At 57.5% G+C, this 23,161-nt stretch carries 22 protein-coding genes and 1 other RNA gene; 13 read left to right on the top strand and 10 right to left on the bottom strand.

The window, feature by feature from the left end; genetic code table 11:
* Positions 1 to 8 precede the first annotated feature (8 nt).
* From ACQQ2Q_RS11135 to ACQQ2Q_RS11125, 3 genes are all read left to right on the top strand, one after another.
* Complete coding sequence (locus ACQQ2Q_RS11135) at positions 9 to 752, top strand: dienelactone hydrolase family protein (RefSeq protein WP_428187130.1); 744 nt, start codon at positions 9 to 11, stop codon at positions 750 to 752.
* 125 nt (positions 753 to 877) lie between these two features.
* Entirely contained in the window at positions 878 to 2,287 is a 1,410-nt protein-coding gene (locus ACQQ2Q_RS11130) for an FAD-binding oxidoreductase (protein ID WP_428187129.1), read from the top strand.
* Positions 2,288 to 2,358: 71 nt separating this feature from the next.
* A complete protein-coding gene (locus ACQQ2Q_RS11125) occupies positions 2,359 to 6,132 on the top strand; it encodes an AsmA family protein (protein ID WP_428187500.1) in 3,774 nt (1,257 codons plus the stop codon).
* A 120-nt stretch (positions 6,133 to 6,252) separates the two neighbouring features.
* Here ACQQ2Q_RS11125 and ACQQ2Q_RS11120 read toward each other — a convergent pair whose 3' ends face one another.
* From ACQQ2Q_RS11120 to ssrA, 5 genes are all read right to left on the bottom strand, one after another.
* Positions 6,253 to 6,636: a hypothetical protein gene (locus ACQQ2Q_RS11120; RefSeq protein WP_428187128.1), complete on the bottom strand. Its 384-nt coding sequence runs from the start codon at positions 6,634 to 6,636 to the stop codon at positions 6,253 to 6,255.
* Between the two features lie 246 nt (positions 6,637 to 6,882).
* Complete coding sequence (locus ACQQ2Q_RS11115) at positions 6,883 to 7,098, bottom strand: ribbon-helix-helix domain-containing protein (protein ID WP_428187127.1); 216 nt, start codon at positions 7,096 to 7,098, stop codon at positions 6,883 to 6,885.
* Between the two features lie 94 nt (positions 7,099 to 7,192).
* Positions 7,193 to 7,387, bottom strand: coding sequence for a DUF4169 family protein (locus tag ACQQ2Q_RS11110; RefSeq protein WP_428187126.1), 195 nt, complete (start codon positions 7,385 to 7,387; stop codon positions 7,193 to 7,195).
* Positions 7,388 to 7,413: 26 nt separating this feature from the next.
* Complete coding sequence (locus tag ACQQ2Q_RS11105; RefSeq protein ID WP_428187125.1) at positions 7,414 to 7,926, bottom strand: SspB family protein; 513 nt, start codon at positions 7,924 to 7,926, stop codon at positions 7,414 to 7,416.
* A 120-nt stretch (positions 7,927 to 8,046) separates the two neighbouring features.
* Positions 8,047 to 8,423: a transfer-messenger RNA gene (gene ssrA / locus ACQQ2Q_RS11100) on the bottom strand.
* A gap of 120 nt (positions 8,424 to 8,543) precedes the next feature.
* Here ssrA and ACQQ2Q_RS11095 point away from each other — a divergent pair.
* The 6 genes from ACQQ2Q_RS11095 (at position 8,544) to ACQQ2Q_RS11070 (ending at position 13,936) form a co-directional block, all read left to right on the top strand.
* Positions 8,544 to 9,338: a thymidylate synthase gene (locus tag ACQQ2Q_RS11095; RefSeq protein ID WP_428187499.1), complete on the top strand. Its 795-nt coding sequence runs from the start codon at positions 8,544 to 8,546 to the stop codon at positions 9,336 to 9,338.
* Between the two features lie 49 nt (positions 9,339 to 9,387).
* Positions 9,388 to 9,912: a dihydrofolate reductase gene (locus ACQQ2Q_RS11090; RefSeq protein ID WP_428187124.1), complete on the top strand. Its 525-nt coding sequence runs from the start codon at positions 9,388 to 9,390 to the stop codon at positions 9,910 to 9,912.
* A 162-nt stretch (positions 9,913 to 10,074) separates the two neighbouring features.
* Positions 10,075 to 11,166, top strand: a complete 1,092-nt coding sequence (gene hflK / locus ACQQ2Q_RS11085; RefSeq protein WP_428187123.1) for an FtsH protease activity modulator HflK — start codon at positions 10,075 to 10,077, stop codon at positions 11,164 to 11,166.
* A gap of 2 nt (positions 11,167 to 11,168) precedes the next feature.
* Complete coding sequence (gene hflC, locus ACQQ2Q_RS11080) at positions 11,169 to 12,131, top strand: protease modulator HflC (protein WP_428187122.1); 963 nt, start codon at positions 11,169 to 11,171, stop codon at positions 12,129 to 12,131.
* Between the two features lie 11 nt (positions 12,132 to 12,142).
* Positions 12,143 to 12,328, top strand: a complete 186-nt coding sequence (locus tag ACQQ2Q_RS11075) for a DUF2065 domain-containing protein (RefSeq protein WP_428187121.1) — start codon at positions 12,143 to 12,145, stop codon at positions 12,326 to 12,328.
* 96 nt (positions 12,329 to 12,424) lie between these two features.
* Positions 12,425 to 13,936, top strand: a complete 1,512-nt coding sequence (locus tag ACQQ2Q_RS11070; RefSeq protein ID WP_428187120.1) for a DegQ family serine endoprotease — start codon at positions 12,425 to 12,427, stop codon at positions 13,934 to 13,936.
* Positions 13,937 to 13,966: 30 nt separating this feature from the next.
* Here ACQQ2Q_RS11070 and ACQQ2Q_RS11065 read toward each other — a convergent pair whose 3' ends face one another.
* Together ACQQ2Q_RS11065 and serB are read right to left on the bottom strand one after the other, a co-directional pair.
* Positions 13,967 to 14,530 carry a GNAT family N-acetyltransferase gene (locus tag ACQQ2Q_RS11065; RefSeq protein ID WP_428187119.1) on the bottom strand — a complete coding sequence of 188 codons (564 nt, stop codon included), beginning with the start codon at positions 14,528 to 14,530 and terminating at the stop codon, positions 13,967 to 13,969.
* A gap of 21 nt (positions 14,531 to 14,551) precedes the next feature.
* On the bottom strand, positions 14,552 to 15,442 hold the full coding sequence (gene serB, locus ACQQ2Q_RS11060) for a phosphoserine phosphatase SerB (protein WP_428187118.1): 891 nt from the start codon (positions 15,440 to 15,442) through the stop codon (positions 14,552 to 14,554).
* Between serB and miaA the strand changes: the two genes are divergently transcribed.
* Positions 15,441 to 16,337: a tRNA (adenosine(37)-N6)-dimethylallyltransferase MiaA gene (miaA, locus tag ACQQ2Q_RS11055; RefSeq protein ID WP_428187117.1), complete on the top strand. Its 897-nt coding sequence runs from the start codon at positions 15,441 to 15,443 to the stop codon at positions 16,335 to 16,337. The two genes, serB and miaA, sit on opposite strands and share 2 nt — an antisense overlap.
* Here miaA and ACQQ2Q_RS11050 read toward each other — a convergent pair.
* Both ACQQ2Q_RS11050 and ACQQ2Q_RS11045 read right to left on the bottom strand, forming a co-directional pair.
* Positions 16,334 to 16,927: a cysteine hydrolase family protein gene (locus tag ACQQ2Q_RS11050; protein ID WP_428187116.1), complete on the bottom strand. Its 594-nt coding sequence runs from the start codon at positions 16,925 to 16,927 to the stop codon at positions 16,334 to 16,336. The two genes, miaA and ACQQ2Q_RS11050, sit on opposite strands and share 4 nt — an antisense overlap.
* A 68-nt stretch (positions 16,928 to 16,995) precedes the next feature.
* Positions 16,996 to 19,104, bottom strand: coding sequence for a helicase HerA domain-containing protein (locus ACQQ2Q_RS11045; protein ID WP_428187115.1), 2,109 nt, complete (start codon positions 19,102 to 19,104; stop codon positions 16,996 to 16,998).
* A 333-nt stretch (positions 19,105 to 19,437) separates the two neighbouring features.
* Between ACQQ2Q_RS11045 and ACQQ2Q_RS11040 the strand changes: the two genes are divergently transcribed.
* The 3 genes from ACQQ2Q_RS11040 (at position 19,438) to ACQQ2Q_RS11030 (ending at position 22,280) form a co-directional block, all read left to right on the top strand.
* Entirely contained in the window at positions 19,438 to 21,216 is a 1,779-nt protein-coding gene (locus ACQQ2Q_RS11040; protein WP_428187114.1) for an acetolactate synthase 3 large subunit, read from the top strand.
* 24 nt (positions 21,217 to 21,240) lie between these two features.
* Complete coding sequence (gene ilvN, locus ACQQ2Q_RS11035; protein ID WP_428187113.1) at positions 21,241 to 21,813, top strand: acetolactate synthase small subunit; 573 nt, start codon at positions 21,241 to 21,243, stop codon at positions 21,811 to 21,813.
* Between the two features lie 185 nt (positions 21,814 to 21,998).
* Positions 21,999 to 22,280, top strand: a complete 282-nt coding sequence (locus ACQQ2Q_RS11030) for a hypothetical protein (RefSeq protein WP_428187112.1) — start codon at positions 21,999 to 22,001, stop codon at positions 22,278 to 22,280.
* Between the two features lie 11 nt (positions 22,281 to 22,291).
* Here the strand turns inward: ACQQ2Q_RS11030 and ACQQ2Q_RS11025 are convergent, their stop codons facing one another.
* Positions 22,292 to 23,137, bottom strand: a complete 846-nt coding sequence (locus ACQQ2Q_RS11025; RefSeq protein ID WP_428187111.1) for an aldo/keto reductase — start codon at positions 23,135 to 23,137, stop codon at positions 22,292 to 22,294.
* Positions 23,138 to 23,161: the final 24 nt, after the last annotated feature.

The raw sequence follows: 23,161 nt of genomic DNA, 5'->3' as shown, positions 1-23,161 counted from the left end.
ACTTTTGCATGACGACACATATGATTGAGATCAGCACCGCAGAAGGCGTGGCCAAGGCCGTTCTGGTGAAGCCTGCCGATGCCATTGCCTCCAAGGCGGGCGTGATCCTTTATATGGATATTTTCGGGCTTCGATCGACGCTCACAACCATGGCGGAGCGGCTGGCCAATGAAGGCTATACGGTTCTTGTTCCCGATCTTTTCTATCGCTTCGAGAACAAGCAGGACTTCGATCCCAAGACCGCCTTTTCCGACCCGGTTGCCGGTCCAAAACTAAAAGCAATGAAGCTTGAGACCACGCAGGCGATGACGGCAAGCGACAGTGCTGCCTTTATCGCCGCACTCGATGAGGCCGGAGCGACCGGTCCTGTCGGTGTCGTCGGTTATTGCATGGGTGGCGCTTATGCGCTGACGACCGCAGCCCGCTATGCGGAGCGCGTGGCGGCGGCTGCAAGCTTTCACGGCGGCAATCTTGCGACATATGCTCCAGACAGTCCGCATTTTGGCGCTCAGTCGATCAAGGCGCGTGTTTATGTCGGTGCTGCCGGTGTCGACGGGTCCTTCCCGCCGGCGCAGGCCGGGCGGCTGGCCGAAGCCATGGCTGAGGCCGAGGTCGACTTCATGTTGGAAAATTACAAGGACATGAAGCATGGCTGGACGATCTGCGATCACGGTGTCTATGACCGCGACGGCAGCGAGCGCCACTGGACCCGGCTTCTGACCTTTCTCGGCGAGACACTAAAGTCCGCCTGAACTGACACATCCGTCACTTGGGCCAGAATGTGATCTGGACAAGCCACGCCGATCTATCCCATATCTCGCGGCAAGAGGCGCGTCACTTTGCGCGCTGGCAATGGAAGTGCATAAGGGATTTCGCCATGGCGATGAAGGATGTCATCACGGGAGCGCGCAACGAGGACGGTATCGCGACGGTTCTCGCACTGTTGAAGCAGGTTTTTGGCGACAGGTTTCAGACCGGGCAATCTTTCCTCGAACAACACGCGCATACCACCACCTATCTGCCGGCGCAGCTTCCGGACGGTGTGGTCTTTGTCGAGACGACTGAAGACGTGCAAACGGTCGTGCGTTCCTGTGCCGAGCACAAGGTTCCCGTGATCGCGTTCGGTACCGGATCGTCGCTAGAAGGTCAGGTCAATGCATCGCATGGCGGTATTTCTCTGGATTTCAGCCGGATGAACAAGGTTCTTGAAGTCAATGCCGAGGATCTGGATTGCACCGTTCAACCGGGCGTCACGCGCGAGGACCTGAATGTCTATCTGCGCGACACAGGCCTGTTCTTCCCGATCGATCCGGGTGCCAATGCCTCTCTTGGCGGCATGGCGGCGACACGTGCCTCGGGGACCAATGCAGTTCGCTACGGCACGATGAAAGACAATGTGCTTTCGCTGACCGTGGTTACGGCTGACGGTGAGGAAATCCGCACGGCGCGCCGCGCGCGCAAGACGTCAGCTGGATATGATTTGACCCGGCTTTTTGTCGGATCTGAAGGTACGCTCGGGATCATCACGTCAATCACGCTGAAGCTGCAGGGCATTCCCGCGATGATATCAGGTGGCGTATGCGCTTTTCCGACCCTGAAAGCGGCGTGTGATGCTGTGATCATGACGATCCAAATGGGGATTCCGGTGGCGCGCATTGAATTACTCGACGAGACCCAGATGAAGGCGGTGAACGCCTATTCCAATCTCTCATATGCGGAAAAACCGACGCTCTTTGTCGAATTTCACGGCACGGAGGAGACTGTTGCGATCCAGGCCGAACAATTTGGGGAGATCGCCGCCGAATTCGACGCTGACGCGTTTCAATACACAACCAATGCCGAGGAGCGCACCAAGTTGTGGAAGGCGCGCCACAACGCATATTGGGCGGGCAGGGCGCTTGCGCCTGAGCTCAATGGTCTTTCCACAGATGTTTGCGTTCCGATTTCAAGGCTTGCAGAATGCGTGGAAGCGACCCAGGCGGACATCCGCGAGACCGGATTGCTGGCACCGATTGTGGGGCATGCCGGGGACGGAAATTTCCACGTTCTCGTTTTGATGAACGACAAGGATCCTGCTGAAGTTGCCAAAGCAGAGAAGTTCCTGGAGCGGTTGAATACGCGGGCGTTGGAGATGGATGGTACCTGCACCGGCGAGCACGGCATCGGGCAGGGCAAGATGGGCTTTCTTCGGCAGGAGCTTGGCCATGCCGTGGACATCATGGGGCAGGTGAAGCGCGCGCTCGATCCCGACAACATATTCAATCCGGGCAAGATTTTCCGCATCTGACTATGATATTTGGCGCTTGTTCCCGCCGCGAGAACCGTTAGTCTCCGCTGGACTCGTTTGGAGTGAGACGTTTGCTCGGTCGTATTCTTGTCTTCCTTGGCGGACTGCTCGTCGTAGCTTTGTTTGCGGCACTTTTAGCGCCTTTTTTCGTCAATTGGACGGATTTTCGCAGCAATTTCGAATTGCGCGCAAGCCGTATTCTTGGCCAGAAAGTAACCGTCAACGGTGCTGTGGAAGCACGTCTTATCCCGTTTCCGTCTGTCACCATGCATGACGTCACGGTCGGACGCGGCGATGATGGCCAGCCGCTGGTCCATGTGGCACAGTTTTCCATGGATGCAGAACTTGCACCGTTTCTGTCCGGTGAAGCGCGTATTTTCGATATGCGCATCGAACAGCCGAAAATTAATCTGAGACTGCTGAAAGATGGCACGCTCGATTGGCTGCGTGGCAGCCGGTCGGACATTCCTGCCCGGAACGTTGTTCTTGAGAATGTGCACGTTACAGACGGCGAGCTGCACTTCATTGACGAGCAGACAGGCCGTACCCGCATTGTGACCGGGCTGGAAGCCGAAATGTCGGCAAGCTCGCTTGCAGGGCCGTGGACCGTCGATGGCCATGCGGTTCTGGATGGAGAGCCTTCGCGCTTTTATCTGTCGAGCCTGCAGCCCAATGTTGCGACCGGCGCGATACCGGTCAAAACGCGGCTGATGCCGGACAATCGACCTTTCGAGTTTGAACTCGATGGCGATGTAGCCGTTACGGAGGGGAAACCCGGCTATGCCGGCGAGTTCGTGGGACGTTGGACGGGGCTTGAAGCTGAGGAAAAAGAGAGCGCTGCTGCCTCGGGGCCACGAGTCAGCGGACAGTTTGAGCTCAGCAATGAACGCTTGCGGGTTCCGTCCTACCGGCTTGAACTGGGCGATACCAACAATCCATATGCGGTGACCGGCGAAGCCACGCTTGATACAGGCAGCAAGCCGGAATTCCTGCTGACCGCCGATGGCCAGCAGATCGATGTCAGCCGGATCGGCAATGAGGGGGCCAGTGGCAAGACCGACCGCAATCCTTCCCTCTCTGTCCGCCAGCGGTTGAAAAAGATGATCGATCTGGCCGCAAGTATTCCCATTCCCAATGTCCCTGGCCGCGCAAGTCTTTCTCTGCCGGCTGTGGTGGCCGGAGATACGGTGATCCGGGATATTCAGCTGGAGGTTCAGCCGGCAGCCAAGGGGTGGACGATCGACAGTGCGGTCGCGACCTTCCCTGGGCGCACCCAGCTGGAGGCCAACGGGCAGCTGACACTTTCAGGCGAGCCTTCCTTCAATGGCGAAATGCTTGTGGCCTCTACGCAGCCGACCGGTCTTGCGTCATGGTTGTCTGGACAGGTCGATCCGGCGCTGCGGCAGATCAAATCCTTGGGCTTTTCGGCGCTGGTCGATCTGACGCCGGAACTTCAACGCTTCGACAAGCTCGAGGTTGCGATCGGCCCGGCCACGCTCAAGGGTCGCGTGGAGCGACAATCTGTCGGGGACAGCGAACCAAGCCTGTCGCTCGATCTCAGCGGCAATGCCGTCGATCTGGATGCGATCCGGTCTCTGGGTTTCCTGATCGCCGGCGAAGACGGGGGCGATAGCCTGTTCAGTCATCGGATCGGCGCGCATCTGAAAGTCGATACCTTCAGCGCCTTGGGCGTGGCGGCGGAAAATGTCGACACGATCTTCACGCTTGCCGATGGCGCAATCACGCTCGACAAGCTCAAGATCGGCAGTCTGGCCGGAGCGTCCATCGAGGCTTCCGGAAGTGGGGCCGGCGGGTTGCTGGATTATAGCGGCAGCGCCAAGCTGCATGTGTCAGCCTATGACCCTGGCGCCTTGCTGCGGATATTGCGAGACCGGTTGCCGGATCATATCGCACTGGACCGGCTGGTGCGGAACTCAAGCTGGTTTGCCAATAGCGACCTGTCTGCCGATATCAGTTTTGGCGAACAGAATGGCGGGGGGCTTAGTGTTCGCGTTGATGGTAGCTCCAACGGCAGCCGGATCGATCTGCATTATCGCCTTGCCGACCTGCTGGATCCAGATGGCGAAATGACGCTCGATGCAAACCTCGCCAATGACGATACGTCGATCCTTTTGGGGCAGGCCGGTTTGCAACCCCTGCCGCTTCCGGCCGATAATCACGGTGAGATTGCGCTGAAGGTCAAACGAACAGGATCCGGACCGGCAGAGACGACTGCAACATTCAAGACGGATCGCACGTCTGCGAACCTGACGGCCAGTCTGGATATCAATGCCGATGGCGGCTTGACGGGCACCGGCAATGCCTCGCTCGAGAGTGCGGATATCGAGCCTTATCTGATCATGAACGGTATCGCGTTGCCGCAGACCCTGAGTGGCGCTCCGGTGAAAGGTGAGGCGGCATTTGCGCTGGATGGCGGCACGATTTTGGTGTCAAATCTCAAGGCCGATATTGCTGGCAATTCCCTATCGGGCGATCTCAATCTCGATATATCCGGGCAGGGACCCAAGGCCACCGGTAATCTTTCCGTCGCTCGCCTCGATCTGCCCTGGCTTGCCGAAAATGTGTTCGGCATGATCACCGATCCATTGAGCGGAGATATCGGCGAGACTGCATTTCCAAAGCCGACATGGAGCGATGCCGAGGCGAAGCTCGCGATCAAGGCGGATACATTCACGCCGGGTCCCGGACAAAGTGAAATCTCCGGATTCTCGACCAGTCTCGATTTTAATGGCGGGATTCTGGTTCTGGATGACATGGCGGGCAAGTGGTATGGCGGCGACGCCAGTGGCCGGCTGACCATGACGAACAATGACGGCAACGGCTTTGGCGAACTCAGGCTCGATGTAAAGAACGGTAACATCGCCACCTTCTATGGTGCCCCAAATGGCGATGCACCTGCCAAGGGCATGTTCGATCTGACGCTTGTGGCGGAGAGTTCAGGCGCCAACGCCAATGATCTGCTGTCATCCTTCAATGGATCTGGATCGCTGGCGCTCAAAGACCTGTCCGTCGGTGATTTTAATCTGTCCCTGTTCCAGCCGCTTCTTGCGGCGACTGACAAGATCGAAGGCACCACGATCGATGCGACTGTGGTGACGCCGCTGGTGCAAGACCTTCTGGCCAAATCCGAGGTGGCGATCGGGAATGTCACCATACCTTTCAACATCACATCCGGCCTGGCGCGCATGCAGAATGTGACGGCCGCAACAGCCGATGCGCGCATGAGCGCCGACGCCCGCGTCGATGTCCTGAACCATGACCTCGATGCGACCGTAAACGTGTTGCTGGATGCCGGTGAGGACGCGCTGGACGGGGCAGAGCCTGCCTTCCGGCTTGGGCTCAAAGGCGATGTGTTTGCTCCAGATGCATCGCTCGATATTACCGATTTGAGCAATTATCTGTCGCTTCGCGCCTTTGAGCGCGAGCGTCGGCGAGTGGAGACGCTTCAGTCACGGGTATTGGAAAAACAGCGCCTCCGTCGCGAAGTCATGCTCTATCGCAGCAATGACGAAGCGCGCAAGGAGGCGGCGGCGCGGGAGCAGTCCCTGATCGCGGAGGAAAACCGTCAAAGGGCGCTTGCTGCAGAACGGGCAGACAAACAACGGGCTGAGGACCAGGCGAGGCGTCAGGCCGAGGAGGAGGCGCAGCGCGAGGCTGAACGTATATTACAGCAGTCCGTTCCTGACGATCAGGAGCCGCGGAGCACCGAGACAATTCCCGATAATGCGCGGTCTCTGCCGGTGCCGCAGCAGGAAAAAGTGATCCGCGGCAACAAGCTGCCACCGGTACAATTGAAATTCGACACGCTTCCGGGTGTGAACTGACATTCTCAACCGTCCGGGCCGGCCGTCGAACAGGTTGAGCCATGTCAGCCATGGTGTCGTTGACATCAAAAAAGGCGGCCCGCTGGACCGCCTGATCTTTTGATTTTTTCTGTTGCGCTATCAGACGTAAGCCCGGCGCTCACCGAAGGGTGGCTCATCGTCCATATTGGAGGTGCCGATGCGGTCGCTTTCGCCCGACATCTTTTCGCCGCTTGCATCGGGCCTGGGTGGCGGTGCCTTGGAACCGGTTTCCGTCTGCTTGTCGGCGGCTTCAAGCTTAGAGGCCTGTGCCTGGAGGGCGGCCAGCTGCTGTTGAAGTGCGGCCACTTCCTCTTCGAGGTCAGCCTTGGTGTCTTCATCTTCGGCGCTGCTGACCTCGGCCTGCTTGCTGGAGATTTTATTTTCAATAGCGGAGATCTTCGATTTCACCGCAGACGCGCTCGAGGCGGAAGACGAAACGTCGATTGACGCGGTGGTTGAGGTTCCTGAAATAGCTGCGACCATGGTCTTCAATATCCTGGCTTAAACGACGATGCTGTCGTGTAAAATGTGGGTTCAAACGCAACACATAAATGGATCGAGCCAATGCAGCTCATATAGTCAGCATGACAGCAATACGTATACAAATTATTTACGGGTGGGTTTCATATCGTTGAGCCGAATGCCGGTTCATTCAGTCTTCCAAATCACGCCGGCAGCGCGACCAAAGATCTCTAAAATTTTGGATCTATGGAATGTGAATGCGGCTGGTCAGGCCTTTTCCGCTTTCAATATATCGAGCACGTGAAGGCGGAGCGCCGATGAAAGATTGGTCTCGGGTGCGCGTGCTTCGTCGATCTCGCTGATCAATGCCGCGACGGCGATCGACCGCTTCTCTGCAATGGCTTTCAATTCGAGCCAGAAAGGCTCTTCCAGGGAAAAACTGGTCCTGTGTCCATGCAACGAGACAGAGTGCTTTCGGATCATGCGACACTCCAGAGCCGATCGGTGCCTTCAAAAAGTGCTTTTAGATTTGTCGCCAAGTGTTTGATGGCGAGTTGAGTTCGCAGAACCCTGGGCGCTATTCGTTTGCCTTTGGCTTTTCGATTCGCCCCTGGTCATGTGCCATCTCCGCCTTTTCATTGATCAGACGTGTCAATTCCTTCTCGGCCTTGGTCCTGCCATGGCTGAGTCGATTCTGATCCGCTTGCCGATCCTTATCGGCGCGGTTCTTCGCCTTTTTGAATTGGCGAAGATTGACAACTTCGGCACCCATTCCGGCCTCACCTGGTCGTTTGCTACCTAGTGCTTTTTGCGGAAAGCGTCGAGCGAGACGACAGAGCCTTCCTTCTTTTCTTCCGGTGCCGCGTCGGTTGCCTCGGCTGGTTCTGCAGCCTCTGTGGCCACTGGGTAAGCGGCGATTTCAGCACCTTCTCCTTCGGCGTCTTCATCTGCCAGAGGGACGTCGAATTCCAGCTCGAAATTGACCGACGGATCATAGAAACCGCGGATCGCATTGAACGGAATGACCAGCTTTTCCGGGGTGTCCGAGAAGGAGAGGCCGATTTCAAAGCCGGTCTCTGTCACTTTCAGGTCCCAGAACTGATGCTGGACCACGATGGTCATCTGCTCGGCATATTTCGATTTCAGCTGCTGCGAGATCCTGACCCCCGGCGCCCCGGTGAGGAAGGTGATAAAGAAATGGTGGTCGCCCGGCAGGCGGCTGGTAGCAGCGACCTCCGTCAAGACCTTGCGGATAACGCCTCTCAGCGCGTCCTGAGCCAGAATGTCGTAGCGAATATGGTCCTGCCCCATGTGTTCCTATCTTTCTTCCGGTGCCGAATTACGCGGCTATATGCCATGTCCCGCCGCTCGGGAAAACCCCGACCGCGAGTCATGGAACTTCATATTACATGATTTTTGAGAAGGGGAGTAGGTGAAGGCTTCTGTTGCCAGGTGCCTTCGGACCCCGCCTTACAGTGCTACCTGCAAGGACTTAGTTCGGATTTCCGGAACCGCCATTAGGCAGCTACAGCATAACCCTGAGCGTTGTTGTCATTTGCAACTACACTTGTGACCCGATAACGGTGGTATCATACCGAGCAAAAGTTCGATCTTTACACCCTTGTCGATCCTATTTCGCCCCCATCAAAAGCCGGTCCGAAGCATTTCGGATACGGGCCGGTTTTTGGTGGAGGCGCCGGGTACCGCCCCCGGGTCCAATAGGTTTATTTCATCGACCGTTTATCGCCATAGCCGGAGCAAGCCCCGGCAAGGCTGATATAGGTGTTTTAAACGCGGATGAAAAGAGGCAAGCGAAGAATCCGTCGATGGGGCCTGTAAAGAAGTGGTGGGCGGAGGACGTCAGCGCTTGGGTTTCCAGTCCGCGCGATATAAATATGGCGACAAGACACGATTCACGGGTGACGACCATGCGCCAATATCTCGACCTTCTCAGCCATGTGCTCGAAAACGGCTCCGACCGCGGAGATCGCACCGGTACCGGCACGCGTTCCGTCTTCGGTCACCAGATGCGCTTCAATCTGGCCGACGGCTTCCCCGTCACCACCACGAAGAAACTGCATCTTCGCTCGATCATTCATGAGCTTTTGTGGTTTCTGAAGGGGGAGACCAATATCGCCTATCTGCACGCGCATGGTGTCAGCATCTGGGACGAATGGGCGGATGAGAACGGCGATCTCGGACCCGTCTACGGTTCGCAATGGCGGTCTTGGCCGGCACCGGACGGCCGGCGGATCGATCAGATCGCCAATCTGGTCGAGAGCATCAAGACCAATCCCAATTCGCGTCGGCATATCGTCTCGGCCTGGAACCCGGCAGAGGTGGACGAGATGGCGTTGCCGCCGTGTCATTGCCTGTTCCAGTTCTATGTGGCGGATGGCAAATTGTCCTGCCAACTCTACCAGAGGTCTGCCGATATCTTTCTGGGCGTTCCCTTCAATATAGCCTCCTATGCGCTTTTGACGCTGATGCTGGCCCAGGTGACGCGGCTGGAGCCGGGTGATTTCGTCCATACGCTGGGGGATGCGCATCTGTATTCGAACCACTTCGAACAGGCGCGGCTGCAGTTGAGCCGGACGCCTGGGACATTGCCGGTGATGCGCCTCAATCCAGATGTCCGCGATCTGTTCGACTTCAAGTTCGAGGATTTCACGCTGGAAGGTTATGAGGCCGATGCCAGCATCAAGGCGCCAATCGCGGTATAACGGTCCTTGTGGTGGCTGAATGATTACTGCCTCAATCCACGGAATAAAAATGACCGATATCAAACACGTAATTGTTGTGGCTGTTTCCGAAAATGGCGTGATCGGTCGCGAGGGCGATATGCCCTGGAAACTTTCCACCGACCTCAAGCGCTTCAAGGCGCTGACGCTCGGAAAGCCGATGATCATGGGGCGAAAGACATTTGAGTCGATCGGTTCGCGCCCATTGCCGGGGCGGCCCCACATAATCATCACCCGCAGCACGGATTTTCATCCCGAGGGCGTTGATGTCGTTCACAGTCTCCAGGCCGCGATCGAGCGAGCGACGGCTCTTGCCGCTGAAGATGGCGTTGACGAGGTGGTCATTGCCGGCGGTGGCGAGATTTATCGGCAAGCCATGCCTTTGGCCGATGTGCTTCATGTCACCCATGTCGAAGCCCGGATTGACGGCGATACGCATTTCCCGACCATCGATCCAGCCGTCTTTTCCAAGATCGAGGAACACGTCGTTCCGGCGGGCGAAAAAGACAGTCAGGCGACGCGTTATGCGGTTTATCACCGCACTGTGACCGGATAGGCTGGAACTTATTGCGAATTCTTGCCGTTTCGGCGGCCTGCGCCGCCGCTTTACGTTGAAAGCGGTGATGCTGATACCTATAACGGGGCATACGTTTCGCGCCGGGGGCTCCGAGGAGGATGCCGGGGCGAGTGTGACATCGCATCAAACTAAGAGGTATGGATGCCCTGGAGCAATCAGAACGGCGGCGGCCCATGGGGCGGCGGCGGCGGAAATAATCAAGGACCCTGGGGGCAGGGACCAAAACGGCCAGGTGGTGGCGGTGGAGGAAATGGCAATGGTGGGCCACCGGATCTGGAGGACATCATTCGCCGTAGTCAGGACAAGCTGAAGAACATCATTCCCGGCGGTTTCAACGGTGGTGCAATTGTTGCCATTATTGCGGTGCTGGCGGTGTTCCTGGCGATCCAGTCGATCTACACGGTTCAGCCGGATGAGCGTGGCGTTGAGCTGCGCTTCGGCAAGCCAAAGCAGGAAGTCTCGATGCCGGGACTGCACTTCCATTTCTGGCCGTTTGAAACGGTCGAGATTGTGAAGGTCACCGAGCAGCAGCAGAATATTGGTGCCAAGGCATCTTCTGGCAGTGCAAGCGGCCTCATGCTGTCTGGCGACCAGAATATCGTGAACGTGCAGTTCTCGGTTCTGTTTACGGTCAACGATCCGGAAGCCTATCTGTTCAATCTGGAACGCCCACCGGAAACACTTCAGCAGGTTGCCGAAAGCGCCATGCGTGAAGTCGTCGGCAGACGTCCGGCACAGGACATCTTCCGTGATGCCCGTCAGGAAATCGCGACCGACGTGCGCGGTATCATACAGACCACGATGGATAATTACGGTGCCGGCGTTGCCATCAATGCTGTTGCGATCGAGGACGCTGCTCCGCCACGCGAAGTGGCAGATGCGTTTGACGAAGTGCAGCGTGCCGAACAGGACGAAGACCGTTTTGTGGAAGAAGCCAACCGTTATGCCAACCAGAAGCTTGGTGCAGCACGCGGTCAGGCAGCCCAGATCGGCGAAGAAGCAGCCGCCTATGGCGACCGCGTGGTCAAGGAAGCACAGGGTGAAGCCCAGCGCTTTATCTCGATCTACGACCAGTATACCCAGGCGCCTGACGTGACGCGCAAGCGCCTCTATCTCGAAACCATGGAGCAGGTCCTGAAGAATTCGAAGAAGGTCATCATCGATGGCGATCAGGGTGTTGTACCCTATCTTCCGCTGACCGAACTGAACCGCAGCCAGCAGGGAGGCAATTGATCATGTCAAATCGTCTTCCCGCTTTTCTGATCGGCCTCGCAGTTCTGCTGTTGCTGATCTATTCTTCGGTCTTCGTGGTCAATGAGCGCCAGCAGGCCATCGTTGTCCGCTTTGGTCAGATCCAGGCAGTTCACTCCGAGCCGGGCCTTTACTTCAAGCTGCCCTTCGCCTTCATGGATGCCGATCGTGTTCAGTATCTCCCGGACCAGGCCTTGCGCTTCGACCTGAACAATATTCGTGTTCAGGTCTCCGGCGGCAAGTTCTACGAAGTGGATGCTTTCGTGGTCTACAAGATCACGGATCCGCGCCGCTTCCGCGAAACCGTTTCGGGTGACCGGGACGCTGCTGAATCCCGTCTTCGTACCCGTCTCGACGCATCCTTGCGTCGCGTATACGGTTTGCGCGGGTTTGAGGCAGCCTTGTCGGATGCACGTGCATCCATGATGCAGGAAGTCCGCGACGATCTGCGCGGCGATGCCGAAACGCTCGGCCTCAGCCTCGAAGATGTCCGTATCCGTCGTACCGACCTGACGCAGGAAGTGTCTCAGCAGACATTTGAGCGCATGAAGGCCGAACGTCTCGCGGAAGCGGAACTCATCCGTGCACGCGGTAACGAAGAAGGCCAGCGTCGCCGTGCTATTGCCGACCGTCAGGTTGTCGAATTGCAGGCTGCGGCCCAGCGCGACGCCGAGATCGTTCGTGGTAAGGGCGATGCCGAGCGTAACCGTATCTTCGGTGAAGCCTTCCAGCGTGATCCTGCATTCTTCGAGTTCTACCGTTCCATGCGCGCCTATATCGCGTCCATGGTCGGTTCGGACACGACGATGGTGATGAAGCCGGATTCGGAGTTCTTCAAATTCTTCGAACAGTCCGGTCAGGACACTCCCTCGGCCCAAAGCCCGGCAGCTCAGCCTGACGGCACGACGGCTGCAGAACCTGCAACCCCGGCACCTGCCGGAAACTGAGTAGCAGACCGATGTCGGATTTTCTGACCGGTCTTGCTTTCTTCCTGATTATTGAGGGGCTGATCTATGCATTGGCCCCTCATGTCGTTGTCATGATGGCAAAACTGCTCCCCTCCATCCCCGAACAGCAGCTGCGTCTCTCCGGCCTCATTGCGATGGGGATCGGTGTGTTTCTTGTCTGGATAATCCGATTTTGAACAAGCTTCGGTGATCAATCGCTGAAAGGCGTTTCGCGATCCTGCAATACGCCCTATGTTCTATGGATAGAATCTAGAGCCCGGACGAGGAGCCCCATGGTCGCTTTCCCCTTCAAGATCTGGACGTGTTTTCCAACGGCTCTTCTGGGAGCCGCGCTGGCTTTCGGGCCGGTTTTACAGAGCGCTCACGCGCAAGGACCCGTGCCGGTTGCCAATCTGGCCGAGGGGCTGCTCGACGCGGTCGTCAATATCTCCACCTCGCAAAATGTGAAGACCGAAGGCAAGGGGCCGATGCCGAAAGTGCCGGAAGGGTCGCCTTTCGAGGATCTTTTCGACGATTTCTTCAAGAATCGTGATGGGGGAGGCGGAAGCCAGAAGGTCAACTCGCTGGGCTCCGGTTTCGTCATCGATCCAAAGGGCTATATCGTCACCAACAACCATGTGATCGAAAACGCCGACGATATCGAGGTCGTCTTTCCTGATGGAACGCAGCTCAAGGCAAAGCTGGTCGGCACAGATACCAAGACCGATCTGTCGGTTCTGAAAGTTGAGCCGAAGACACCGCTGAAGGCGGTGAAGTTCGGTGATTCGCGCAAGATGCGGATCGGCGACTGGGTGATGGCGATCGGCAATCCGTTCGGCTTGGGTGGCTCTGTCACGCTCGGCATCATTTCTGCGCGGGGCCGCAATATCAATGCCGGTCCCTATGACAATTTCATCCAGACGGATGCGGCGATCAACAAGGGCAATTCCGGTGGCCCGCTGTTCAACATGGATGGTGACGTCATCGGTATCAATACAGCGATCATTTCGCCCAGCGGCGGGTCGATCGGTATCGGATTTTCGGTTCCGACCGAGCTTGCAGAAAACGTCATCAATCAATTGATCGAGTTCGGTGAAACGCGACGCGGCTGGCTCGGTGTGCGCATTCAACCTGTGACCGATGACGTTGCCGAAAGCATCGGCATGGAAAAGGCGAGGGGCGCTCTGGTGAGCGGCGTGATCAAGGGCGGTCCGGTTGAAAACGGTCCGATCAAGGTCGGGGACGTGATCCTCAGATTCGATGGCAAGGATGTTCGCGATTCCCATGATCTAGTGCGCGTGGTGGCCGAAGGTGCCGTCGGCGAGGACGTCGATGTGGTTGTTTTACGCGACGGCAAGGAAGAGACGCTGAAGGTGAAGCTTGGCCGGTTGGAAGACAGCGAAGTGGCGTCTGCCGATCCTGCAAATGCGCAGCAGGCTCCACAGGATGACAACCAACCCAAGGCGGATGATGCTGATCCCGACCAGGGTGATACACAGGCCGCACCCGGCACGATCCTGGGTCTCTCGCTTGCCGAACTGGATGACGATGCACGCGCGAAATACGGCATCGATGCGAGCGTGGAAGGCATCGTCATTACCGATGTCGCGCCCGGTTCTGCTGCGGCTGAAAAAGGGTTGAAGCCGGGTGAGGTGATCGTCGAGATCTCTCAGGAGTTCATGGAGACCCCCGATGCCATATCGGAGCAGATCCAGAAGCTGCGGAGCGATGGGCGCAGAAGCGCGCATATGATGATTGCTGCGCCGAATGGCGACCTGCGCTTTATCGCCATTCCGATCGAATAGATTTTTGACAACCCGGGTAACCGGGTGTCTTCAATGGTTTTTGGCGCGATATTCTGCGGCCGTGATCGCATAGAGCACATGGTGCTTCAGGTGCGGATGGCTGTCGGGAACGCGCGGATTGTCAAAATCGCGGCTCGCATCCCGCTTTAGACCGATGCGCTGCATGACGGCGGTCGAGCGATGGTTTTCAGCGACGGCGAAAGAGACGATTTCGTTGAAGCCGCAGGTGTCGAAGCCGAATGAGAGGAGCGCTCTGGCCGCTTCCGTCACGTAGCCGTGGCCCCAGAACCGTGTGGCCAGACGCCAGCCGATCTCGATCACACCGTCGGGTAGTTCCGGTGCAAGATTGGCGTTCGACAATCCACAAAAGCCGATGGCTTCGTCGCTGTCTTTCAGCGCCACCGCGTAAAATCCAATTCCATCCTCTCGAATGGTCGTACGCACGCGCTCAAACAGGATATCGGCTTCCTCGTGGCTGCGGCGAAAGGGAAAATATTCCATCACCTTCGGATCGCGATTGATCTCGCGAAAGAGGTTGCGGTCCTCTTCACGCCAGTTGCGCAGTCGCAGCCGTTCTGTTTCGAGCACGAACACGGGTTTTCTCTCAATCCGGTGTCAGGGGTAGATGAAATCCGACTTCCGGTAACCCTGAAGATAAAGAAGGCCGGTCAGATCGGCGTGGTCTAGCCGGATTTTGGCCTGGGCGGCGACCGAGGGCTTGGCATGCAGTGCCACGCCAGAACCGGCCATTTGCAGCATGCCCAGATCGTTTGCCCCATCCCCGACGGCGATGACATCGGCGGGCGTGAGGCCGCGCTTCTTGCAGATGTCGAGAAGTGCGTCGACCTTGGCCTGTTTGCCAAGGATCGGCTCGGCGACCTCTCCGGCCAGCAATCCGTCTGCTTCGATTAAAATATTGGCGCGGTTCTCGTCAAAGCCCAGCCGCTCGGCAATGCGGCTTGTGAACACGGTGAAACCGCCGGACACCAAAGCTGCATAATGGCCCTTTGCCGACATCGTTGCGATCAGTTCAGGGCCGCCTGCGGTCAGTGTGATACGCTTTTCGATGACCTCGTCGACAACCGAGATCGGCAGCCCCTTCAACAATGCCACGCGTTCGCGCAGAGCCGGTTCGAATTCAATTTCGCCATTCATGGCGCGCGCGGTGATGGCAGCGACCTTTTCCTTCAGGCCGACTTCGGCTGCCAGTTCGTCGATGCATTCTTGTCCAATCATGGTCGAATCCATATCGGCGATCAGGAAGGCCTTGCGACGGGTCTCCGCGTCCTGAATGGCGACATCGATGGGGAGATCGCCGATCACCTCGCGCAACGCCGCATCAGCTAGCGCGGGATCTGAGCCATCGACAAGTGCTATATCGCAGGCAATGCCATCTGCCAGCCAGTAAAGACCGTGGGCTTTGACAACTCTTGCGGCCTCTTCTCCGACGGCAAGGGTCAAGACAGGATTTGACGGATTGGCGATAAGCGTGGCAACGAGAGCCATGATGACAGACCTTGAACAAGAGACAGACGCGGTTCTGATAACCGGCCCGACGGCCAGCGGCAAGTCCGCGCTGGCGCTTGAGTTCGCCCGACGTCACAACGGCGTGGTGGTGAATGCAGACAGCATGCAGGTCTATGGCATCTTGCGGGTCCTGACGGCGCGGCCGTCCGAGGCGGAAATGGCAGGGGTGGCGCATGCGCTTTATGGCCATGTTGATCCGGCAACACCCTACTCGACCGGCGATTGGCTGCGTGAGGTTCAAGCACTCATGTCGCGGCTGAAGTCCGAAGGACGCTTGCCGGTGATCGTTGGTGGAACAGGTCTTTATTTCAAGGCACTGACCGGGGGGCTGTCGGAAATGCCTTTCGTTGCGGATGATATCCGGCTTCAGTGGCGCTCGAGACTTGCCGATGATGGGGCTGTGGCTCTTCATGCAGAGCTCATGCGGGTGGATCCGCAGACGGCGTCCGGCCTCAATCCCGAGGACGGACAACGGATCGTGCGCGCGCTTGAGGTGTTTTCTGCCTCCGGTCAATCGATCCGCGCGTTTCAGGGCAAGTCCGGTCCCATGGTGGTCGATCCGGGACGCGCACGAAAGATCGTGGTCCTGCCGGATCGTGCCGTCCTGCATGACCGGATCAACCGACGCTTCGAGCGGATGTTCGATGATGGGGCCGTGGCCGAGGTCGAGGCGCTGCTGGCGCTGGACCTGAAGCCTGAAATGCCGGCGATGAAGGCCATTGGCGTCTCGCAGATCGGCCAGATGCTGCACGGCGCGCTTTCGCCTGAAGCCGTGATAGAAACCGCATCGGCTGCCACGCGGCGATATGCCAAGCGACAGATGACCTGGTTCCGTAACCAGATGGATGAGAGCTGGGAGCGCATGGCGCCCTAGTGGATCGTTTCTCGCTCTTTATCTAAGGTGAGGTCGAATATGCCAAGGTCTGCCAGGATGGTCGCATTGCTTTTCAGCGCTGCGATCTTGCCGTTGATATAATCCAGCGAGACCTGCGCGTGTTGCCTGTCATAGGAGCCGATGCAGTCCGAGGCCAGCACGACGCGAAGGTCGCGCTGGTAGGCGTCTATGGCCGCCATGCGAATGCAGGCATGGGTATTGATGCCGCAAATAGTGACTTCGTCTATGCCGTTCTGGACTAGAATCGTCTCGAGATCCGTCTTGAAGAATGCGCTGTAGCGCTTCTTAACGATCACCTTGTCTTCGTGATCGACATCGAGCGCTTCATGAAGCTCGGCACCTCTGGTGCCTTCAATGCAGATGTGAATGTTGCGATCTCGCATCTCGAGAAAGGCATCGGACAAATCGGCCTTGAATTCCTGCCTTACCCAGATCACCGGATAATCCTTGTCCCGGAATGCCTCAGCCAGAATGTTGGTGTGATCAATCAATGTCGCCACGACGTCGTCGTCCCATTGGTCGAGAAAGTCGTTGAGCATGTCGATAATGAGAAGGCAGCGTGCGGTCATACATTCAAGATCTCGCCTTCCTGTAACAAGGACATGACGACGATAACTTTCGATCTAAACCGTCACCGTCAATCCTTGTTGTAGAGGCTCGATAGCGGCTTCTTCAGGATGCTTTCGCGCAGCGATCCCGGCTCACGTCGCACCGCCTGGGCTGACGTGGGTGATGGTGCCGGAGTTTGCGAACCTGTGCCAATGCCGAAGCGCGGCGTCGTGCGCTCTATCGGGCGCTGCTGTTCTGCATACCGCGTGTCGTTCAAACCCGGAGCGCTGGTTGGTGCGCGCGCTTCGCCGATCGGCAGCATATCGGGCCTGTAGGGCTCGATCGGCGGCTGAGCGCTGGCGACGGGCGGAGAGTGCGGCTGGACGGGCGCTGTGGCCACCTCAGGCGGTCTGGCCTCAGTGCGGTAGGCTTCGTGCTGTTCGATCTCCGCAAACTCGTCTTCGTCTTCATCCATGTCTACATCGGAATAGCCCTTGGTATCGTCATATGCCTTCTGGAAGGATGAGATATCGGGGCCTGAGATCGCCCGCATGCGGTTGATGACGCCGCGCAGATCGACCGTATCCGGTGTTTCGTCTGTTGCCTTGGCGGTCGCGCCGTGGGCCTTGGGCAGATAATGCTCTTCGACGCGCGAGAACCGCATGCGCATGGGCACGGCGATGGCCTCACCGAAGGCGATGGCTTCGCCATTGCCGATCGACGAGATGAAGCTTGTGGTCGAGATTGATGAATCCGGGATTGCAGAGCGAATGATTTCCTGGTCGCGGTCGTTGGACAGGCGCATGGCAAACAGCGTCGAGCACTGTGACAGGATGGTCTGGTCGAGTTCGCCCGGACGCTGGGTGATGATGCCGAGCGACACGCCATATTTACGGCCTTCCTTGGCAATGCGGGCAATGGCCTGACGGGTCGGGAAAAAGCCCAGTGTCGGGTCGGCTGGAATGTAACGGTGTGCTTCTTCACAGACGACCAGCATATGGATTGCGCCGTTCGACCACAGCGCAATCTCGAACGCCATGCGGCACAGGACAGAGGCGACAGAATTGACAACTTCCGAAGGAATGCCGGACAGCTGGAATGTCGAGATCGGGCGTCCGTCTCCGGGTACCCGGAAGATATGGGCGATGGTCTCCATGATCGTATCGCTGATCGTATTGTTGGAGAACATGAAATGATAGCGGGGATCGTTGACCGCAGACATGATGCGCATCTTCAGCGCGCGCAGATGTGGCTTTTCACCGCGACCTTCGAGACGCCCTATGCGCTCGTCGATCAGCGCAAGCAGATCGGCTACCCGGTAGGGGACCGGTGTATCGGCAGTGATCGACGATTTCTCGTTGGCCCTGCGCATCAGCGTCGATTCCGAACCACGGAAAGCCTTTTTGGCCTCGGGCATTAGATCGCGCAGGATATCCATTTCCTCGGCAATCGGCGGGCGGCCGCGAAACAGCACTTCGGCAAATTCGTCCAGTTTCATCAGCCAGAAGGGAAGGTCGAGCGTATCGGTATCGATGACCACGGCATGATCCGGAAAGGCGGCCGCGAATTCGTTGTGCGGATCGAGAATCAGCACGCGCAGCTTTGGATCGGATTCGATTGCCTTGTGCAGCAGCAGCGAGACTGCGGTCGATTTGCCGACGCCGGTGGAGCCGACAATGGCGAAGTGCTTCGACAGCATGGAGGGAATGTGGATCGTCGCTTCGATCGACTCGTCCTGCGTCAGCCTGCCGACCGTGCGGGTGTCGCCCAGCCGGCTGTCGTAAATGCGAGACAGGTCAGCTGCGCGGATTCGGTGAGCGATGGCGCCGAGATAGGGATAGCGTGAGATGCCGGTGGAGAATTCCTCGCGGCCATCGGGAAAGACCTGGACCTCGCCCAATAACTCCACTTCGATCAGGAATGGATTATCGGTCTGTTCACCCCAGGCACGTCCATCGGTTTCCATGGAATAGGCCAGCGCCACGACGCGATTCGGGCCGACATCAATGGAAATCAGGCGTCCAACCGACCAGAGTTCGGTGAGTTCGGTTGCGCCTTCTCCCGCGACTGCCGCGATTGTCGCACGCGAGCCATTGCAGGCGACCACGCGGCCCAGGAGCCGATTTCCCGGATGCATGCCGTCGCGGCGCTCTGAATCGCCGTCGGATGCGGAATTCTGGAGGTCGTGATTACGCAATAAATAAAACTCCTGCTTGCATTGAGAATATCTGCGGCGCGTTAACAATATCTATAACAGTTGTGAATTTTTCGGGGGTGGGAAGGTGCCGCTGTCGTCAGAACTCAGAAAATGTAGCGCCTGCGTTGACGAAGCCGAGTTTTGCCATTATCAATTCCAGCCATGAAAAACGTTGCGGAAATTCTCGTGGTGGGACTGCGTATGGGCAGGATGGTGTAACCATCCGGCGATAGCCACCCATGCGCGACAAACAGGCTCCTCAAGGGGCCTTTTTTTATGGCCAAATTCAGGGCATCTGCTGAAGCAAAAAATTCCGAGGAAATGGACAAGGGCATGACGGACACAGACAATCAGATCACTGGGGCAGAGATCGTCTTACGGGCGTTGAAGGATAACGGTGTCGAACACATCTTCGGTTATCCGGGCGGCGCGGTTCTGCCGATCTATGACGAGATCTTTCAGCAGGAAGACATTCAGCACGTTCTGGTGCGCCATGAGCAGGGTGCTGGCCACGCTGCCGAAGGCTATGCCCGCTCGACCGGCAAAACCGGCGTCATGCTGGTAACGTCGGGTCCGGGCGCGACCAATGCGGTCACGCCGTTGCAGGACGCCCTGATGGATTCGATCCCGCTGGTCTGCCTGACGGGCCAGGTTCCGACCTCGCTCATCGGTTCGGACGCCTTTCAGGAATGCGATACGGTCGGCATTACAAGGCCTTGCACCAAACATAACTGGCTCGTGAAGGACGTGAACGATCTGGCACGCACGATCCACGAAGCGTTCCGTATTGCCCAGACAGGTCGTCCCGGTCCCGTCGTCGTCGATATTCCAAAGGATGTGCAGTTCGCCAAGGGCACTTATACCCCGCCCTCCGATTACGTTGCCCAGCGCAGCTATCAGCCCAAGACACAGGGCGATATCGGGGCCATTGCTGCGGCCGTCGAACTGATGGCGCAGGCGCGTCGTCCGGTCATCTATTCCGGTGGCGGTGTCGTCAATTCCGGTCCGGAAGCGACCAAGTTGCTGCGCGAACTGGTCCAGCTCACCGATTTCCCCATCACCTCCACACTGATGGGGCTTGGCTGTTATCCGGCTTCCGGTCCGAACTGGCTGGGGATGCTGGGCATGCACGGCTCTTATGAGGCCAATATGGCCATGCATGATTGCGACGTCATGGTTTGTATCGGTGCGCGTTTCGACGACCGCATCACCGGTCGTCTCGATGCCTTTTCGCCCAATTCCAAGAAGATCCACATCGACATCGATCCGTCCTCCATCAACAAGAATGTCCGCGTCGATATCCCGGTTGTTGGCGATATCACGCGCGTGCTCGAAGACATGGTTCGCCTGTGGCGCGCCTTGCCAAAGAAACCGGACGCCGCGCAGACGTCGGAGTGGAAGAGCAATGTCGATCGCTGGAAGGCCCGGAAGTCCTTTTCCTATACGCCTTCCAAAGATGTCATCATGCCACAATATGCCATCGAGCGTCTGGCAGCATTGAGCAGCGGTCGTGACACCTATATCACCACGGAAGTCGGGCAGCACCAGATGTGGGCAGCGCAGTTCTTCCCGTTTGAAGAGCCGAACCACTGGATGACATCCGGCGGACTTGGCACGATGGGTTACGGTTTCCCGGCAGCCATCGGCGTGCAGATTGCCCATCCGGAAGCGCTCGTCATCGACATCGCCGGTGACGCGTCCATCCAGATGTGTATCCAGGAAATGGCCTGCGCCGTTCAATATGAGGCACCCGTCAAAATCTTCATCCTCAATAACCAGTATATGGGCATGGTGCGGCAGTGGCAGCAACTGCTTCACGGTAACCGTTTGTCGCATTCCTACACGGAAGCGATGCCGGACTTCGTCAAGCTGGCCGATGCCTATGGTGCCGTTGGCCTGCGTTGCGACGATCCCGCCAAGCTGGACGATGCCATCATGGAAATGATCGAGGTGAAGAAGCCGGTGATCTTCGATTGCCGGGTCGCCAATCTCACCAACTGCTTCCCGATGATCCCCTCCGGCAAGGCGCATAACGAAATGCTGTTGCCCGACGAGGCCACGGATGATGCGGTCGCCACGGCCATCGATTCCAAGGGCCGTCAGCTCGTTTGACGAAATAGGGAAGGCAAGAAAACAATGAACGCACAGCTACAACCCACCGGATCTGCCTATTTCATCGCCAAGGAAACAGCAGTCGTGGAAAGCCATACACTTTCGGTTCTCGTCAGCAACGAGCCGGGCGTGCTGGCCCGCGTGATCGGCCTGTTCTCCGGCCGAGGCTATAACATCGAGAGCCTCACGGTTTCAGAAACCGAGCATGAAGCGCATCTATCGCGCATTACCATTGTCACCAATGGCACGCCTATCGTGCTGGAACAGATCAAGGCCCAGCTTGAGCGCATCGTTCCTGTCCACCGGGTCCTCGACCTGACCGTACGCGCCAAGGAATTGGGGCAGGAGCGTCCCATCGAGCGTGAAGTGGCGCTGGTCAAAGTGGTTGCCAGCGGTGAGATGCGGGCGGAAACCCTTCGTCTTGCGGATGCCTTTCAGGCCAAGGTGGTGGACGCCTCTGTCGAGCATTTCATTTTCGAGCTGACAGGAAAGTCGTCAAAGATCGATCAGTTCGTGTCGATCATGAAGCCGCTTGGCCTCAATGAAGTATGCCGTACCGGTATAGCCGCCATGAACCGCGGCGCTCAGGGCATGTAAGCTTTAGATACTCTTCGATCACCAGAAGGCGCCGGCGTTTTGACACCGGCGCCTTTGTTTTGTCTGATCCTATCGCAGTAGTTCATGGTTAATACAAAATGAACGCGATGTTACAATCTGGTTCAGCACATTTCCTTCAGAACAAAAGCGCGAGTTGCGCGTTGTAGTGGATGAAGGATAACGCCATGACAAAGAATATTTTGCAGACCAGTATCGCCGCCGCCTTTTCCGTACTTGCAATCGTCTTTGCAGTGCATGCGTCGACGGGTGTTTTTTCGAGCCGACCTTCTGCTGATATGTTCAGCAACCAGGTCGTCGAGAAGACCGGACGTTATGGCAATGAGATTGCCAGTGCAGATATGGCGCTCGAGGACGAGAGCGAATGGGTCCTCGACTGCTATGACCAGTTCGGTCCTGACGGGTCAAATCCTGTTGCAGCCAAGCTGAAAAGCTGCCTGCCCTCTTAGAGGGCTTCGCTCTACCGCATTTCCAGCGGCATTTTTGCTGCCGGTGGCGGAAACAATTCATCCAATGCATCCCAGTCTTCATCGGTGATATCGAGTTCGCAAGAACCGCGATTTTCGGCAAGACGCTTCAGGTTGGAACTCTTAGGGATGGCAATGACCCCATCGCGCTCCATGACGAAGGCCAGGGCGACCTGCGCCGGCGTCGCCTGGTAGGCCTTGGCAATGTCGATCAGTCCGGCATTCGAGAGCACGTGTCCCTGATCGATTGGGGAGTAGGCCATGACTGCCACCCCCTTTTCCTGACACCAGGGCAGAAGATCATGCTCGATCCCTCTGCGCGCCAGATTGTAAAGCACCTGGTTTGCCGCGCAGTTCTGCCCATCCGGGACTGCAAACAATTCTTCCATATCGTCAGTGTCGAAGTTGGAGACGCCCCAGGCGCCGATCTTGCCTTCACGTTTCAGGTGCTCAAAGGCAGACACGGTCTCTTCGAGGGGATACTCGCCGCGCCAGTGAAGCAGATAAAGGTCCAGTCGATCAGTCTTGAGCCGTCTCAAACTGGCTTCACAGGCACGTATTGTCTTTTCGAAACTGGCATTGCCGGGATAAACCTTGCTGACGAGAAAAACGTCGTCGCGCCGGTCTTCCATGGCCAGCCCCACCAGCGATTCAGCGCCGCCATCCCCATACATCTCGGCGGTATCGACCAGCGTCATACCAAGGTCGAGGCCTTGTCTTAGCGCGTCGATTTCCGTCTGCGCCCTTGATCGCGTCTCGCCCATTCTCCAGGTGCCGAGGCCGAGTGCCGGAACGCTGATACCTGAGGAAAGTTGGACGGTTGGGATAGGCTCTTGCATGGTGCTGTGCTCCTCGCTTTCCTT

This window comes from Agrobacterium sp. ES01 (assembly GCF_050320885.1).
Lineage (GTDB): Bacteria > Pseudomonadota > Alphaproteobacteria > Rhizobiales > Rhizobiaceae > Allorhizobium.
Note: the sequence above shows the minus strand (reverse complement) of the source record. Positions and strands in the feature narration are given on the sequence as shown.